The sequence below is a fragment of the Bradyrhizobium sp. AZCC 1678 genome (assembly GCF_036924765.1).
In the GTDB taxonomy this organism is placed as follows: domain Bacteria; phylum Pseudomonadota; class Alphaproteobacteria; order Rhizobiales; family Xanthobacteraceae; genus Bradyrhizobium; species Bradyrhizobium algeriense.
In genome coordinates, this window is the sequence record NZ_JAZHSE010000001.1 from 1,573,442 (window position 1) to 1,586,706 (window position 13,265).

Here is a 13,265-nt window from a genome sequence, read left to right on the forward strand (position 1 = left end):
ACTCCTCACGTCGTTTCGGTGACTTCGGCGGCGTCGAGCGCGGCCGCAAGCCGCTTCTCTTCGCCGTAATATCGCGCCCGTTCCCAGAACCGCGGACGTCCGATGCCGGTCGAGCGGTGCCGCCCGATGATCTTGCCGTTCGCGTCTTCGCCGACCATGTCGTACAGGAACACATCCTGGGTGATGATGGTGTCGCCCTCCATGCCCATCACCTCGGTGATGTGGGTGATGCGGCGCGAGCCATCACGCAGGCGCGCAGCCTGCACGATGACATCGATCGAGGCGCAGATCATCTCGCGGATGGTGCGCGAGGGCAGCGAGAAGCCGCCCATCGTGATCATCGATTCGCAGCGTGACAGGGCTTCGCGCGGGTTGTTGGCGTGCAGCGTTCCCATCGAACCGTCGTGGCCGGTGTTCATGGCCTGCAGCAGGTCGAATGCCTCGGGTCCGCGGACTTCGCCGACGATGATGCGTTCGGGGCGCATACGCAGGCAGTTGCGGACCAGTTCGCGCATCGTGACCTGGCCTTCGCCTTCGATGTTGGGCGGCCTGGTTTCCAGCCGCACCACGTGAGGCTGCTGCAGCTGAAGTTCGGCGGCGTCTTCGCAGGTGATGACGCGCTCGTCCTCCTCGATGAATTGGGTCAGGCAGTTCAGCAGCGTGGTCTTGCCCGAGCCGGTGCCGCCCGAGATCAGAACGTTGCAGCGAACGCGGCCGATGATCTGCAGGATCTGCGCGCCTTCCGGCGAGATCGCGCCGAACTTGACCAGCTGGTCGAGCGTCAGCTTGTCCTTCTTGAACTTACGAATGGTGAGGGCGGGCCCGTCGATCGCCAGCGGTGGCACGATGGCGTTGACGCGGGAGCCGTCGGCCAAGCGGGCGTCGCAGATCGGAGAGGATTCGTCGACGCGCCGGCCGACCTGGCTGACGATGCGCTGGCAGATGTTGAGCAGCTGCTGGTTGTCGCGGAAGCGGATGCCGGTCTTCTGGATCTTGCCGGCGACTTCGATGAACACCGTGCCGGCGCCGTTGACCATGATGTCGGCGATGTCGTCGCGCGACAACAGCGGCTCCAGCGGGCCGTAGCCGAGCACGTCGTTGCAGATATCGTCGAGCAGCTCTTCCTGCTCGGCGATCGACATCACGATGTTCTTGATCGCGATGATCTCGTTGACGATGTCGCGGATTTCCTCGCGCGCGGACTCGCCGTCGAGCTTGGCGAGCTGGGCAAGGTCGATCGCCTCGATCAGGGCGCCGAAGATGGTCGCCTTGACCTGGTAGTAATTGTCGGATCGCCGCGCCTCCATGGCGGGGGCGGGCGGCGCCTTGGCGGGGGCGATCGGCGGCGAAGCCACGGTCGGCGCGGCGACCTCGCGCGTTGCTACCGCGGCGGCAACCGGCTCCGGCGCCTGGATGGCGGGCCTCAGCGCCCGCGTATCGCTATCATTTCCACTACGCTTACCGAACACGATGGCACTCCACGCAGGCGACCTACTTCTTGGCCCGCAACTTCTCGATCAAAGGTGACAGCAACGAACTCTTCGGCTTCTTGGTCTCGCCGCGGCCGGTGAGCCGCTGCGCGATCTGCAGGAACATCTCGGTGGTACGATGGGTTGCGGAGATTTCCGCGATCATCTGGCCGTTGTTGGCGGCCGAACCGAAGATTTGCGGCTCGAACGGTATCGTGGCGATAGGGTGGTTTTCGATCGCCTTGGCGAACTCGGCGGCGGGGATCTCCGGACGCTTCGGGATGCCGACCTGATTGAGGCAATAGAGCGGGGCGCGATCGTTCGGCCGGGATGCCTTCAAGAGGTCGAAGATGTTCTTGGTGTTGCGCAGATTGGCGAGATCGGGCGCCGCGACGATCAGGATGTCGTCGGCTGCGATCAAGGCGCGCTTGGTCCATCCCGACCATTGATGGGGGACGTCGAGCACGATGCAGGGCATCGTGGTGCGAAGCGTATCGAAGATCGAATCGAACGCCTCCGCACCGAAATCGTAGACCCGGTCGAGCGTTGCCGGCGCCGCCAGCAGGCTGAGGTGGTCGGTGCATTTCGACAGCAGGCGGTCGAGGAACGCGGTATCGACCCGGTCGGGCGAGAACACCGCATCCGCGATGCCCTGCGGCGGGTCCTGATTGTAGTCGAGGCCGGCGGTGCCGAAAGCGAGGTCGAGATCGGCGACCACGGAATCCAGCGCCAGATCGCGCGCGATCGCCCAGGCGACGTTGTGGGCGACGGTGGACGCGCCGACGCCGCCCTTGGCGCCGACGATGGCAATGATGCGGCCGACGGCCTTGGCTTCCGGCGACGAGAACAGGTTGCAGACCGAGCGCACGACGTCGATGGCGCTGACCGGGGCGATGACGTAGTCGCTGACGCCGCGGCGCACCAGTTCGCGATAGAGCATGACGTCGTTGATGCGTCCGATCACGATCACGCGGGTTCCGGCGTCGCAGACGGTGGCGAGCTGGTCGAGGCCGAGGAGAATGTCGTTGCGGTTTTCGGTTTCCAGGATGATGACGTTCGGGGTCGGGGCCGAGCGGTAGGCCTCGACCGCGGCGGCCATGCCAGCCCATCTGAATCTTGAGGTGAGCCTTGCCGAGGCGGCGGTCTTCGCCCGCCGACTGCACGGCGGCCGCGGTTTCCACCGTCTCGCAGAAAGCCTGCACCGACACCCGCGGCGCCGGCGCGATGTGATCCTCGGTGGACGGCGCCGTGATTTCCGGCTGCTGTTCTGTATTCTGGCGCGAGTAAGTGATCATTTGCCGGTATCGCTGAGTTTGGCCTTTTCGCTCTCGGAGTAAGTGGTCGCGGTGGAGATGCCCTTGCGATATTTGTCGAAGGCTACACCACGGCGCGGCGCGAAGGCTGGGGTTTCGGGACGCGGCTGCACGAGATCCGACGGGTTGTCGACCATCGCCGCCAGATTGCGCTGATTGGAGCAGCCGAAATTGTAATACGGCTTGTTTTCGAAATAGCTCCTGTTGTTGATCGACGGTCCGAGGTCCTCCGGCCACAGCCCGCATGGGCCGGCCACCGCCGAAATCTTCGGATAGTTGAGGCGGATCGCAGCCATGTGCCTGGGATCTTCGGGGCGATACTGGCGGACATTGGTCGCGCGCGGCGGCACGCCGGCGGCGGCAAGTGTCGCCTGGATCTCGCGCAATGAATCTTCGGCCGCCCGCGCGTTCGGCGTATTGACGGGCACGTCGATGCTGATGATGCCGGTGCCTTCCCGCATCCAGGTCTGGCCCAGATACATCACGTCGGCGCGCTGGGAGGCGGAAAGGCCGCCGCGTCCACGGCCGACGAAAACCACGATCGAGCGGTCGGCTTCCTGCACCGCGATCGGATGGCGCTGGCGATAGTCGTCGGGCACGCCCGCCGTCGTCACCACATCGGTGCTGTGCTTGCAGGCACTGAGCGCCACGGAAAGACCGATCAGCGCTCCCGCCAGGCAGAGGGCGCGCCTGGGATCGGCGGGCTTTTTTGATTTCATCCTCGGTGTCATCGTCCCGCCTCAGTCCGTAATAAAGCCGTAGGTGCCGCGATAATTCCGAGCCTTCTCGACACGGCCCGGAACGCCGTAGATGCGATTGATGCTGCCGAGCAGGTCGGCCTGCGGGTCCGAGGTGGCGGCAAAGCCGTCATCGGGCCGCGACAGGTCCTTCTGCGCCACCGCGCGCACCACATAGGGCGTGACCAGAACCATCAGTTCGCTCTGGTTGTTGACGAAGTCGCGGCTGCGGAACAGCGTGCCGAGAACCGGCAGTTGCGCCAGGCCCGGCAGACCGTTGATCGCCTGCTTGGTCTGTTCCTGGATCAGGCCGGCCATCGCCATCGCGCCGCCGGACGGAATTTCCAGCGTCGTCTCGGCGCGGCGGGTCTTGATCGAGGGAATGGTCGTTCCACCGGCACCGCCGGTCAGAGCGTTTTCGGTCGAGACTTCCGACACTTCGGTCATCACCCGAAGGCTGATCCGTCCCTCCGTCAGCACGACCGGCGTGAAGTTGAGTGAGATGCCGAATTTCTTGAAGCTGACGGTCTGGACGCATTGTCCGATGGTGCCGCCCGTGGTCGTTTGGCAGGTCACGCCGGCCGGAATGGGAAATTCACCGCCCGAGATAAAGGTTGCGGACTCGCCGGAAATGGCTGTGAGGTTAGGCTCGGCAATGGTTCGCACGACACCGGCACTTTCCATCGCGCGCAGCGTCGCCTGCACAGATGGCGTCGAGCCGAAACTCCCGGTAAGGGCGTTGCCGGCGACGAGCGGCGCACTGTTTGCGGTGAATGGGGTGTTGTTGGTGAACTTAACAACGGATGTGCCGTAGGTCATGCTGGCGCTGAGATCGATGCCGAGTTGCTTGATGACCGAGCGCTGGACTTCGGCGACCGTGACCTTCAGCATCACCTGGTCACGGCCGCGAACGGCGATCGAGTTGACGACCTTCTCGGTGCCGTTCACCAGGCGGGCGGCGATATCGGCGGCCTGCTGCGCCTCGATCGGGCTCGCCGCGGTGCCGCTCAATACCACGCCGTCGCCGACGCCCTCGATCAGGATGTCCGAATTCGGCAGCGACTGCTTCAGCGCGGCGCGCACGCCGTTGAGGTCGCGCTTGACCGCGATGTCGTAGGCCGCGATCTGCGCGCCTGTGGAATCGAAGAAGACGATGTTGGTCTGGCCGACCGCGGCGCCGATGATATAGGCGCGCTGGGTCGAGCGGACGACGGCGTTGGCGATCTTCGGATCGGCGACCAGTACGTCCTTGATCTCCCGCGGCAGGTCGATCACGAACGATTTGCCGATCCCGAGCGAAACGAACCGTGCGTTCATCTGTCCGTCGGTGGTGGCCGGCGCAGCAACGCGATAGTCGCTCGCCAGCACCGGCGTCAGCGCCGGATTGAGCGTGAGAGCAGCCACAGCCGAAAACGACAGGGCGCGGACGATGAACGTTCGCATCATCGGCTGAATTTCCCTGCACTTCATATCGTGCGTCCTTTCGGTCACTTCTGCATCGTCTGCTGGCTGGCAACGCCGTAACGAATGACGTTGAGGCTTTCGCCGCGCTTGTTGAGTTGTTGGTCGTCCGGCTTCTCGACCGCGTTGACGTCGGCAATGCTGCGCAGCGCCAGCGTCAGCGAGCCGCTCTGGCGCGATCGCGCCAGCGTCTCGGCCTGCTCGGGCTTCAATTCGAGGGTGACCGTCCTGCCGACCAGCGAGCTGCTGCCTTCTTTTTCCTTCGGCGCCTGGTCGATGGCCAGAACGCGGACATTGGCGAGGATGACCTCTGAACCGGGGATATCCGGGCCTTTGCCGTCTGGACTCTTGTCGCGCTTGGTAAGAATCACGTCGACGCGGTCATTCGGCAGGATGAAGCCGCCGGCGCCGGTTTCCGGTGAAATTTCGGTGGAGATGGCCCGGTAGCCGGCGGGCAGGATCGCCGCCATGAAGCCGGAGCCGTCGGCCTTCACCAGCTTCTGTTCGCGAATCGGTTCGCCCGCGATGAACGGCGCGCGCGCGATCGAGCCCGTGATTTCCTTGATGGCGTCGGCCTTGCTGGCGCGGCTGATGAAGCTGCTGCTGGCGGTCGCGGCCGGCCAGGTCTGCCATTGCAGATCGTCCGGCTTGACCGAGCGGCCAAGGGCGATATCCGATTTGGCGACGAGAATATCGACGGTCTGCAGCTGCGTGACCGGCTGGGCCGGCGCTGGCTTGTCGTCGGACCCGCTGGCGAGATATGCGGCAATGCCGCCGGCGCCGATGGCGATGGCCAGGACCACAATGCGTGCGGTATTCATTACGCTTCACTTTCCACATTACGCTGCGACGCTTCCGCCGCCGTGATGGGAGTTGACCAGCTATTCGTCAAAGCATGGTTAATGAGGCGTGTGTAAATTGCCTTAACGGAAAGTTAGCGACGTTTGATCAGCGCATCGCGAGGTGAGCGAGGTCGATAGCCTTGATCCATTCGGTCTGCGGATAGACGATCAGCGCGCCGATGGCGAGCGCGATGCCGTAGGGAATCCCGCTCTGTTTGTCGTGCAGCCGGTTCAGCCATGGCTGTCCCGCAAGCAGGGAAGGCAGCGGCCATTGCCGGAACTGAATCAGCAGCACCGTCAACGCCCCGCCGAGCAGCGAGACATAGAGCAGATAATTGAGGAGATGGTCGAAACCGAACCAGAGTGCCACGCTGGCCGCGACCTTGGCGTCGCCGCCGCCGACCCATCCCATCGCGAAGCAGCCAAAGGCCACCACCAGAACGGCCGCGCCGGCGCCGAAATGCAGGAGGATGTCGTGCAGGCCCATGCCGCCCAGCACCGCGAGCGCCACAAAGCCGGCGATCAGCGCCAGCGACACCCGGTTCGAAATCGTCATCGTGAACAGGTCGCTCGCGGCTGCGAATGCCATCAGAGCCGGAAACAGCAGGAGGCGGGCGGTATCGAGGATCATGAATTCACGCAGGCTGCAAGTTGACCCGAGATCCGGGCTCTGGCCGAGCCTAGCTACGAGAAGTGAAAAATCGGGAAACGGCGGAAGATCGCAGGACGTGCGAGGCTCGACGGCTTTGTCAGATCGGCGCGCCTTAGAAGCAGCAAAGGCCCCGGCTTGCCGGGGCCTTTGCGTTAGTTAGCTCGCAACCGTCGCTTACTTCAGCGAGGTCGAGATCGTGTTGAAGTTGGTCTTCAGCTGGGTGCCGACGCCCTGAACGGCGGTGATGATCGCGATCGCGATGCCGGCGGCAATCAGGCCGTATTCGATGGCGGTGGCGCCGGACTCATCCTTCACGAAACGCGAAACGAGATTCTTCATCTATGTAACTCCTGTGTACACGTGGCTGGTCGAACTTAAGTTTGGTCTTGCCGGCGTTCTCAGCACCGTGACCATGTCGTGACCCTAGGGTGCGACAATTTCGACGCAGTTAATTCGATCACGCAAAAATGCTTGGAACTCGCTGTTCTTGAGCACGGTAAACACTGCATTAAGGCATCAGATGAAATGCAAGCGCGGCTTCGCGAGCGTTCGCTTGCTCATGCGCCACCTGTTTCCGGGTCGCGCGTCCTCCGCCAGTAACAGCCGAGCATCGAAAAGGCTTCGATGCTTTGATTCACGGCTCCTTAAGCGCGAGCGGATACCTCTTGATCTCTCCGATCGAATGAGGCCGTCATGTCCAGTTTGCCATTTGAAGTCATCGAGATGCTGGGCCAGACGTTGGCGAAGGTCGCTCCGGTGACGACCGCGCTCGCCGTGGTATTTACGGTGCTCTCGCATTTCTGGGCCTGCAACCCGGGCAAACCGTGGTGGCGCAAGCGCGAGCTCATTACTGACATCTGCTACTGGTTCTTCGTGCCGGTATTTGCGCGCGTCTTCCGCATCGGCTTGCTGGTGCTCGGCGCTGCGGTCGTCTTCAACATTCACGAGGCGGACGAGCTGATCGCATTCTACGACAATGGCCATGGACCGCTGTCGCAGCTTCCGCTCTGGGTGCAGGCGCTATTGTTCCTCGTTGCGTCGGACTTCATGCTGTACTGGCTGCACCGCATGTTTCACGGCGGCGGGTTCTGGAAATACCATGCCATCCATCATTCCTCGGAGGATCTCGAATGGATCTCCGCGGCGCGGTTTCACCCCGTCAACCTGTTCATCGGGACAATCCTGGTCGACGTCATCCTCTTGATGGCCGGCATCTCGCCCAACATCATGCTGTGGGTCGGGCCGTTCACGACCTTCCACTCCGCCTTCGTCCACGCCAACCTGAACTGGACGCTCGGGCCGTTCAAATACGTGCTCGCCACGCCGGTCTTCCATCGTTGGCATCACACCTCGCTCGAAGAAGGCGGCAATACCAATTTCGCGGGTACCTTCCCGCTCTGGGACATCCTGTTCGGAACGTTCCGGATGCCGGAGAACCGGCTGCCCGACAATTACGGCGTGGACGACCAGGAGGTCCCCACCGAGATCGGCGGGCAATTGGCCTATCCATTCCGCCACTAGGGCCTGGGCGGAGTCTTCATGACCACTGACACTGGAGCGATCCGTCGGGACAACGCCTTGAGCCTTGGCGACGTTCCGGCATGGCTCTGGGTCGGGATCGTCGTCTATGCGCTGCTGTTGATCAACGGCAGCCAGCTTCTGGGCGATTCCGATACCTATTGGCAGACCGCCGTGGGTCAGTGGATCCTCGAACACAACGCCTTGCCGCGCGTCGACATCTACTCCTTCACCAAGGCAGGCGAGCCGTGGACATCATCGTCCTGGCTGGCGCAGGTGCTGTACGCAACGAGCTACAACCTGGTAGGCTGGATCGGACCGGTGGTTCTCGCCGCCGGCTGCATCGCCGCAACCTTCGCACTATTCATTCACATTCTCGGCCGCCGCGTTCCCGCGGTCTATGCGGTCGCCGTCGCGATGGTGGCGCTGGCTCTTTCGATGGGGCATTTTCTGGCGCGCCCGCATGTGCTGGTGCTGCCGATCATGCTCGCGTGGGCGAACGGGTTGATATCGGCGAGCGAGCGCGGCCAGGCGCCGTCGCCATGGCTGCTGCCGTTGATCGCGGTGTGGGCGAACCTGCACGGCGGATTCGTGTTCGGCCTCGTGCTGGTCGGCGCGTTTGCGCTCGATGCGCTGTGGAATGCTGATCGCGCGCAGCAAAGGTCTGTGGTGCTGCGCTGGGCGGCGTTCGGTATTGGCGCGCTGGTGGCCTGCTGCGCCACGCCTTACGGGTGGGGATCAATCCTTGCCGCACGCAAGATCCTCGATCTCGGCGAACTCCTGCATCTGATCTATGAATGGATGCCGGCGGATTTCAGCAAATTCAGCATGTTCGAGCTGGCGATCCTCGCGCCGATCGCCGGCGCGCTCTACGCCGGCGTCAAGCTCACGCCGCCGCGGATTGCGCTGGTGCTGGGCCTGCTGCATATGGCGCTGTCGCATGTCAGGAATGTCGAGATCTTCGCGCTGCTGCTGCCGATCGTGGTGCTCGCGCCGGTGGCATCGCAGTTCGCGCTGCGGCCGGCCTGGCTCGCCCGCACCGGCGCCCCGATGTCCGTGATGGCGGTGGTGTTGGCCCTGCTCGGCGGCTGGACGTGGCTGCTCGCAGCCAACACCACCTTCGCACCGCCCGAAAACCAGTCGCCGGCGGCGGCTGTCGATGCGCTGAAGGCGCATAATCCGAGGCGGGTTCTCAACGATCTTCCGTTTGCCGGCTATCTGATATGGCGGCAGATGCCCGTGTTCATCGACGGGCGCGCCGAGCTCTACGGTGAAGCGTTCGAGATGGCCTATTACCGCGCGATGCAGCTCAAGGACGTCAACCAGTTTCTCGACATTCTCAAGAAGTGGGACATCGAGGCCGTGCTGCTGACGCCGGGTACGCCTGCGGTGGGCCTGCTCGATCATATTGGCGGCTGGCGGCGCGCCTACGCTGACAAGAACGCCGTACTGCACGTTCGTACGGCCAACTGATCAATCAGAACCGGACTCTAGACCCGAACTGGCGGGCGGACCGGGATTCTGATACGCGGGCCGGATGAACCTGCCGACCGAAGTCGTCGAGATGCTCGGCCAGACCTTGGCCAAGGTGGTGCCGGTCACGATCGCGCTGGCGCTCGTGTTCTCGGTGCTGGCGCATTTCTGGGCCTGCAATCCCGGCAAGCCCTGGTGGCGCAAGCGCGAGCTCGTCACCGACATCTGTTACTGGTTCCTGGTGCCGCTGTTCGCGCGCGTGTTCCGCATCGGGCTGTTGGTGCTCGGCGCGGCCCTGGTGTTTGGAATTCACGACGCCGACGAGCTGATCGCCTTCTACGACAACGGCCATGGCCCGCTGTCGAGGCTGCCACTATGGCTGCAGGCGATCCTGTTCCTGATCGCGGCCGATTTCATGATGTACTGGCTGCACCGCATGTTCCATGGCGGCGGGTTCTGGAAATACCACGCCATCCACCACTCGTCGGAGGATGTGGACTGGATCTCGGCGGCGCGCTTTCACCCCGTCAACCTGCTGTTAGGTACCATCGGGGTCGATGTGGTGCTGCTGATGGCCGGCATTTCGCCGGGTGTGATGCTCTGGCTCGGGCCGTTCAACATCTTCCATTCGGCGTTCGTTCACGCCAACCTCAACTGGACACTCGGCCCGTTTAGATATGTCGTGGCGACGCCGGTGTTTCACCGCTGGCACCACACCCCCCGCGAGGAGGGCGGCGACACCAATTTCGCGGGCACCTTTCCGCTCTGGGACATCCTGTTCGGGACCTTCCGGATGCCGAAAGGCACGCTGCCGGTCCAATATGGCGTGGACGATCAGTCCTCGTTTCCCCGCGAAATCATCGGGCAGCTGGCCTATCCGTTCCGCAAATAGCACATGATCTCCGCGCAAACGCGGAGCGCGTTTGTCGCAAGGGAAACGCGGTTGCCGGTTTTCCAAACCCGGAACGCGTTTGCGCGGAGATCATGATCTATTAATCACGCTTGCCGCGGATTTCTTGCCCCGTTTCGGGGCCTATTTGCCCTTTGTTCATGAATTGTCGTCAGATTCACCGTTGTCGGGCGCCGGTTCCGCTGCGTATCGCCATTGCCGGCTTGTTGATGCCCCGGGGTAAAGTATGTCGTTCAAGTCCCAGCGTATTCGCGCGCGCGCGCGTTTTGGATTGCGTTCCCTCGCCGCAGGTCTCCTGCTGTGGCCGGCCGTCTGCCTGGCCGCGCCCGATCCCGACCGCATCGCCGTCTATGTCGATCAGGCAAAGCTCGTGAAGCTTCCTGCCAAGGTCTCCACCATCGTGGTCGGAAACCCGCTGATTGCCGACGTGACCCTGCAGAGCGGCGGCATCGTCGTCGTCACCGGCAAGGGCTACGGCGCGACCAATTTCATCGCCATGGACCGCAACGGCGAGGTGCTGGTGGACCGCCAGATCCAGGTCGAAGGCCCGACCGATCAACTCGTCACCGTCTACCGCGGCGTCGAGCGGGAATCCTATAGCTGCATGCCGATCTGCCAGCGCCGCGTCACCCTTGGCGACGGCGAGACCTACTTCAGATCGGCGATCGACCAGGCCGGTTCTCTCAGCGGTCAAGCCGCCAGCGCCGGGACCAAATAGGCAAACTGAGTGCTTTCGGTTCTGATCGAATCAGAACCGAAGCTCCGGTTTTTGCTCCGACGTATTTCTGCACCCGAACCATTTTCCGCCTTGCTCTAGACACCCAGCCGGTTCTTCCCGACGGCTCGGCGCAAGCTTGTCGGCGCGTCAGCACATCATCCTGTCCGCGAATCGATCCCGCCTGTGTGAGCCCCTCTGAAGACAGTTAACGGCCGGTTAGCGGGCCGGGCCGCTCTGCTTCGGTTCGACGAAACACTTCCACAATCACTTTCAGATAGTTCTTGCAGGCGGATAACCGCTGCCGTCTGGGGATTTTCGATGTCGTCACCCGCTGTTGCAACCGTTCCTGTAAGAAATGCGCTGGACCGATTTCGCCGCAACCGACGGGGCTCGGCCGCCGTCGAGTTCGCGCTGGTTGCGCCGTTGTTCTTCTGCATGCTGTTTGCGATTCTCGAGACGGCGATTGTATTTTTCGCAGGCCAGCTTCTGGAGCAGGGAACGCAGGACGCCGCGCGGCTGATGCTCACGCATGAGGCTCAGGACAGTGCCATGACCGAAGATACGTTCAAGACCAAACTCTGCGATCGCATCAAGGTGATGTTCAACTGTGTAGGAGGCAATCTGGGGAACATTACTGTGGATGTGAAGGTCTTTGCCCCAGGCACCACGATTACGATTACCGATCCGATCGTCAGTGGAAACTTTACCGGAACTTTCGCATATTCTCTGCCGCCAGCCGGCTCTCCCAATACCGTCGTGATTCGCGCCTTCTATCAATGGCCGCTGTTCGTGACCAAACTCGGCTACAACATTGGAAATCTCAACGGCAGCAAGCGGCTGCTCTCTGCGACCGCCGCTTTTCATGTAGAGCCGTGATGCGATGATGGTATCCCCGATGCGGAAGATGTCGCTTCGCGTGCGCAGTCTGTTGGATGATCGCAGCGGTCTCGCGGCCGTCGAGTTCGCCTTCGTCTTTCCAATCATGGTGGTGATGTACTTCGGGGTGGTCGAGATATCGTCGGCTATTGCCGTGGATCGCAAGGCCACCCAGGTGGCGCGAACGCTTTCCGATCTGACGTCTCAGATGGCGAGTGTGGCGGATGCCGATATCATCAGTTTTGGTGAAGTGGCAAAGGCGATCATGACACCCTATTCGCCATCGCCGTTGATATCCTCGGTCACGGAGGTTTACGTCGATAAAACCTCGGGAGTCGCTCGGGTTCAGTGGAGCAAGGGTTTGACGATCAGTACAGCAGGCGTTGTCACGATCGCGCCGACGCCGCCTCATAATCCAGGTGATATTGTGGTGTTGCCGCCAGGTCTCGTCGTGGCCAAGGGGACATTTGTGATTTGGAGCGAGGTCGGCTACAGGTATGTACCGGCCATCGGTTATATGGTGGCGAAGACTGGCATCCTCTTTAACGATACCGCTTACACGCGTCCGCGGCAGGTGCTCTGCGTCTTAAATCCGACGGCTGGCTTCTCCGACTGTGCGACGCCGCTGTGACGGCAGGTAGTCTCGGATAACCTTCGCAACTTGCACCGTTCGCCGCGACCTTCTCCTGGAGGAGGATCGGCGCTGTATTCGTGGCGCTGCATTTGTTCAGGCTTCGGTAAGCGCCCGCGTAATCCGCTGCATTGGAAAGCGGCCCCGTATAGCAGCGTTACATCCAAGGCGGGATGAGTCCAGACTCTCCACTAGAACATGATCCGGAAAAGTGGGTACCGGTTTTCCCTCGCGACAAACGCGGAACGTTTGCGCGGAGATCATGCTCAAATCAAGAGATGGAGCGGGATGACGATTCGAAGAAAAGTCATCACGCTCTAATGACACAAGGGACCTCTGCCCAACGCCATCGTGGGACTTTGGCTGCCAGAGCATGATCGGACCCGCAGGGCCGCGTTGGCGCAAAGCGGGAACCGTTTTCGCTCGGGACAAACGCGAAGCGTTTGCCGGCAGATCATCCACAAAGACATCCGTGATCCAATTCAATCCGATCGGATCATGATCTATTGCGCGCGAGCAACCCGGAATTCCCCGATTCATCGCCTGCTTGTGCCGGCTACGGAACGGACAACCGATCTCATCGTGATCCTTCTGCACACCTGCCGCCGTAAGACAGAACGCGAAGAAGAAAACGCCGGCCTCGTGGGTCATCCGTAATCCTGGCC

Annotated in this window: 12 protein-coding genes and 1 pseudogene; 6 read left to right on the top strand and 7 right to left on the bottom strand. The window is 62.3% G+C overall.

The features are described 5' to 3' along the window. Positions 1-5: 5 nt before the first annotated feature. From V1294_RS07435 to V1294_RS07465, 7 genes and pseudogenes are all read right to left on the bottom strand, one after another. On the bottom strand, positions 6-1,469 hold the full coding sequence (locus tag V1294_RS07435; RefSeq protein ID WP_334476875.1) for a CpaF family protein: 1,464 nt from the start codon (positions 1,467-1,469) through the stop codon (positions 6-8). 22 nt (positions 1,470-1,491) lie between these two features. Continuing rightward, positions 1,492-2,764 (bottom strand): annotated as a pseudogene (locus V1294_RS07440) (AAA family ATPase). Beyond that, entirely contained in the window at positions 2,761-3,501 is a 741-nt protein-coding gene (locus V1294_RS07445; protein ID WP_334496111.1) for a CpaD family pilus assembly protein, read from the bottom strand. The pseudogene V1294_RS07440 and the gene V1294_RS07445 overlap by 4 nt, the downstream one beginning before the upstream one ends. A 21-nt stretch (positions 3,502-3,522) precedes the next feature. Continuing rightward, positions 3,523-4,989 (bottom strand): type II and III secretion system protein family protein, encoded by a 1,467-nt coding sequence (locus tag V1294_RS07450; RefSeq protein WP_334476881.1) that lies wholly within the window; start codon positions 4,987-4,989, stop codon positions 3,523-3,525. Between the two features lie 17 nt (positions 4,990-5,006). Further along, complete coding sequence (gene cpaB / locus V1294_RS07455; protein ID WP_334476883.1) at positions 5,007-5,801, bottom strand: Flp pilus assembly protein CpaB; 795 nt, start codon at positions 5,799-5,801, stop codon at positions 5,007-5,009. A 127-nt stretch (positions 5,802-5,928) separates the two neighbouring features. Continuing rightward, positions 5,929-6,453, bottom strand: a complete 525-nt coding sequence (locus tag V1294_RS07460; RefSeq protein ID WP_334496113.1) for an A24 family peptidase — start codon at positions 6,451-6,453, stop codon at positions 5,929-5,931. A 195-nt stretch (positions 6,454-6,648) separates the two neighbouring features. Then, positions 6,649-6,813: a Flp family type IVb pilin gene (locus tag V1294_RS07465; RefSeq protein WP_334476887.1), complete on the bottom strand. Its 165-nt coding sequence runs from the start codon at positions 6,811-6,813 to the stop codon at positions 6,649-6,651. A gap of 354 nt (positions 6,814-7,167) precedes the next feature. Between V1294_RS07465 and V1294_RS07470 the strand changes: the two genes are divergently transcribed. The 6 genes from V1294_RS07470 to V1294_RS07495 all read left to right on the top strand — a co-directional run bounded on the left by V1294_RS07470 (position 7,168) and on the right by V1294_RS07495 (position 12,600). Next, positions 7,168-7,995: a sterol desaturase family protein gene (locus V1294_RS07470; protein WP_334496115.1), complete on the top strand. Its 828-nt coding sequence runs from the start codon at positions 7,168-7,170 to the stop codon at positions 7,993-7,995. 18 nt (positions 7,996-8,013) lie between these two features. Beyond that, on the top strand, positions 8,014-9,465 hold the full coding sequence (locus V1294_RS07475; RefSeq protein WP_334496116.1) for a hypothetical protein: 1,452 nt from the start codon (positions 8,014-8,016) through the stop codon (positions 9,463-9,465). A 64-nt stretch (positions 9,466-9,529) separates the two neighbouring features. After that, positions 9,530-10,357: a sterol desaturase family protein gene (locus V1294_RS07480; protein ID WP_334496118.1), complete on the top strand. Its 828-nt coding sequence runs from the start codon at positions 9,530-9,532 to the stop codon at positions 10,355-10,357. Positions 10,358-10,601: 244 nt separating this feature from the next. Beyond that, positions 10,602-11,093, top strand: coding sequence for a pilus assembly protein N-terminal domain-containing protein (locus V1294_RS07485; RefSeq protein WP_334476895.1), 492 nt, complete (start codon positions 10,602-10,604; stop codon positions 11,091-11,093). A gap of 318 nt (positions 11,094-11,411) precedes the next feature. After that, the gene (locus V1294_RS07490) at positions 11,412-11,969 is read left to right on the top strand and encodes a TadE/TadG family type IV pilus assembly protein (protein ID WP_334476897.1); all 558 of its coding nucleotides are present in this window, start codon (positions 11,412-11,414) and stop codon (positions 11,967-11,969) included. Positions 11,970-11,997: 28 nt separating this feature from the next. Further along, positions 11,998-12,600 (top strand): TadE/TadG family type IV pilus assembly protein, encoded by a 603-nt coding sequence (locus V1294_RS07495; RefSeq protein WP_334496120.1) that lies wholly within the window; start codon positions 11,998-12,000, stop codon positions 12,598-12,600. Positions 12,601-13,265: the final 665 nt, after the last annotated feature.

Excerpts from the sequence above, each read along its gene's own strand:
- V1294_RS07490 (WP_334476897.1), top strand. The coding sequence starts at position 11,412 with ATGTCGTCACCCGCTGTTGCAACCGTTCCTGTAAGAAATGCGCTGGAC.
- V1294_RS07465 (WP_334476887.1), bottom strand. The coding sequence starts at position 6,813 with ATGAAGAATCTCGTTTCGCGTTTCGTGAAGGATGAGTCCGGCGCCACC.
- V1294_RS07460 (WP_334496113.1), bottom strand. The coding sequence starts at position 6,453 with ATGATCCTCGATACCGCCCGCCTCCTGCTGTTTCCGGCTCTGATGGCA.
- V1294_RS07495 (WP_334496120.1), top strand. The coding sequence starts at position 11,998 with ATGTCGCTTCGCGTGCGCAGTCTGTTGGATGATCGCAGCGGTCTCGCG.
- cpaB (WP_334476883.1), bottom strand. The coding sequence starts at position 5,801 with ATGAATACCGCACGCATTGTGGTCCTGGCCATCGCCATCGGCGCCGGC.
- V1294_RS07450 (WP_334476881.1), bottom strand. The coding sequence starts at position 4,989 with ATGAAGTGCAGGGAAATTCAGCCGATGATGCGAACGTTCATCGTCCGC.
- V1294_RS07475 (WP_334496116.1), top strand. The coding sequence starts at position 8,014 with ATGACCACTGACACTGGAGCGATCCGTCGGGACAACGCCTTGAGCCTT.
- V1294_RS07445 (WP_334496111.1), bottom strand. The coding sequence starts at position 3,501 with ATGAAATCAAAAAAGCCCGCCGATCCCAGGCGCGCCCTCTGCCTGGCG.
- V1294_RS07485 (WP_334476895.1), top strand. The coding sequence starts at position 10,602 with ATGTCGTTCAAGTCCCAGCGTATTCGCGCGCGCGCGCGTTTTGGATTG.
- V1294_RS07480 (WP_334496118.1), top strand. The coding sequence starts at position 9,530 with ATGAACCTGCCGACCGAAGTCGTCGAGATGCTCGGCCAGACCTTGGCC.
- V1294_RS07470 (WP_334496115.1), top strand. The coding sequence starts at position 7,168 with ATGTCCAGTTTGCCATTTGAAGTCATCGAGATGCTGGGCCAGACGTTG.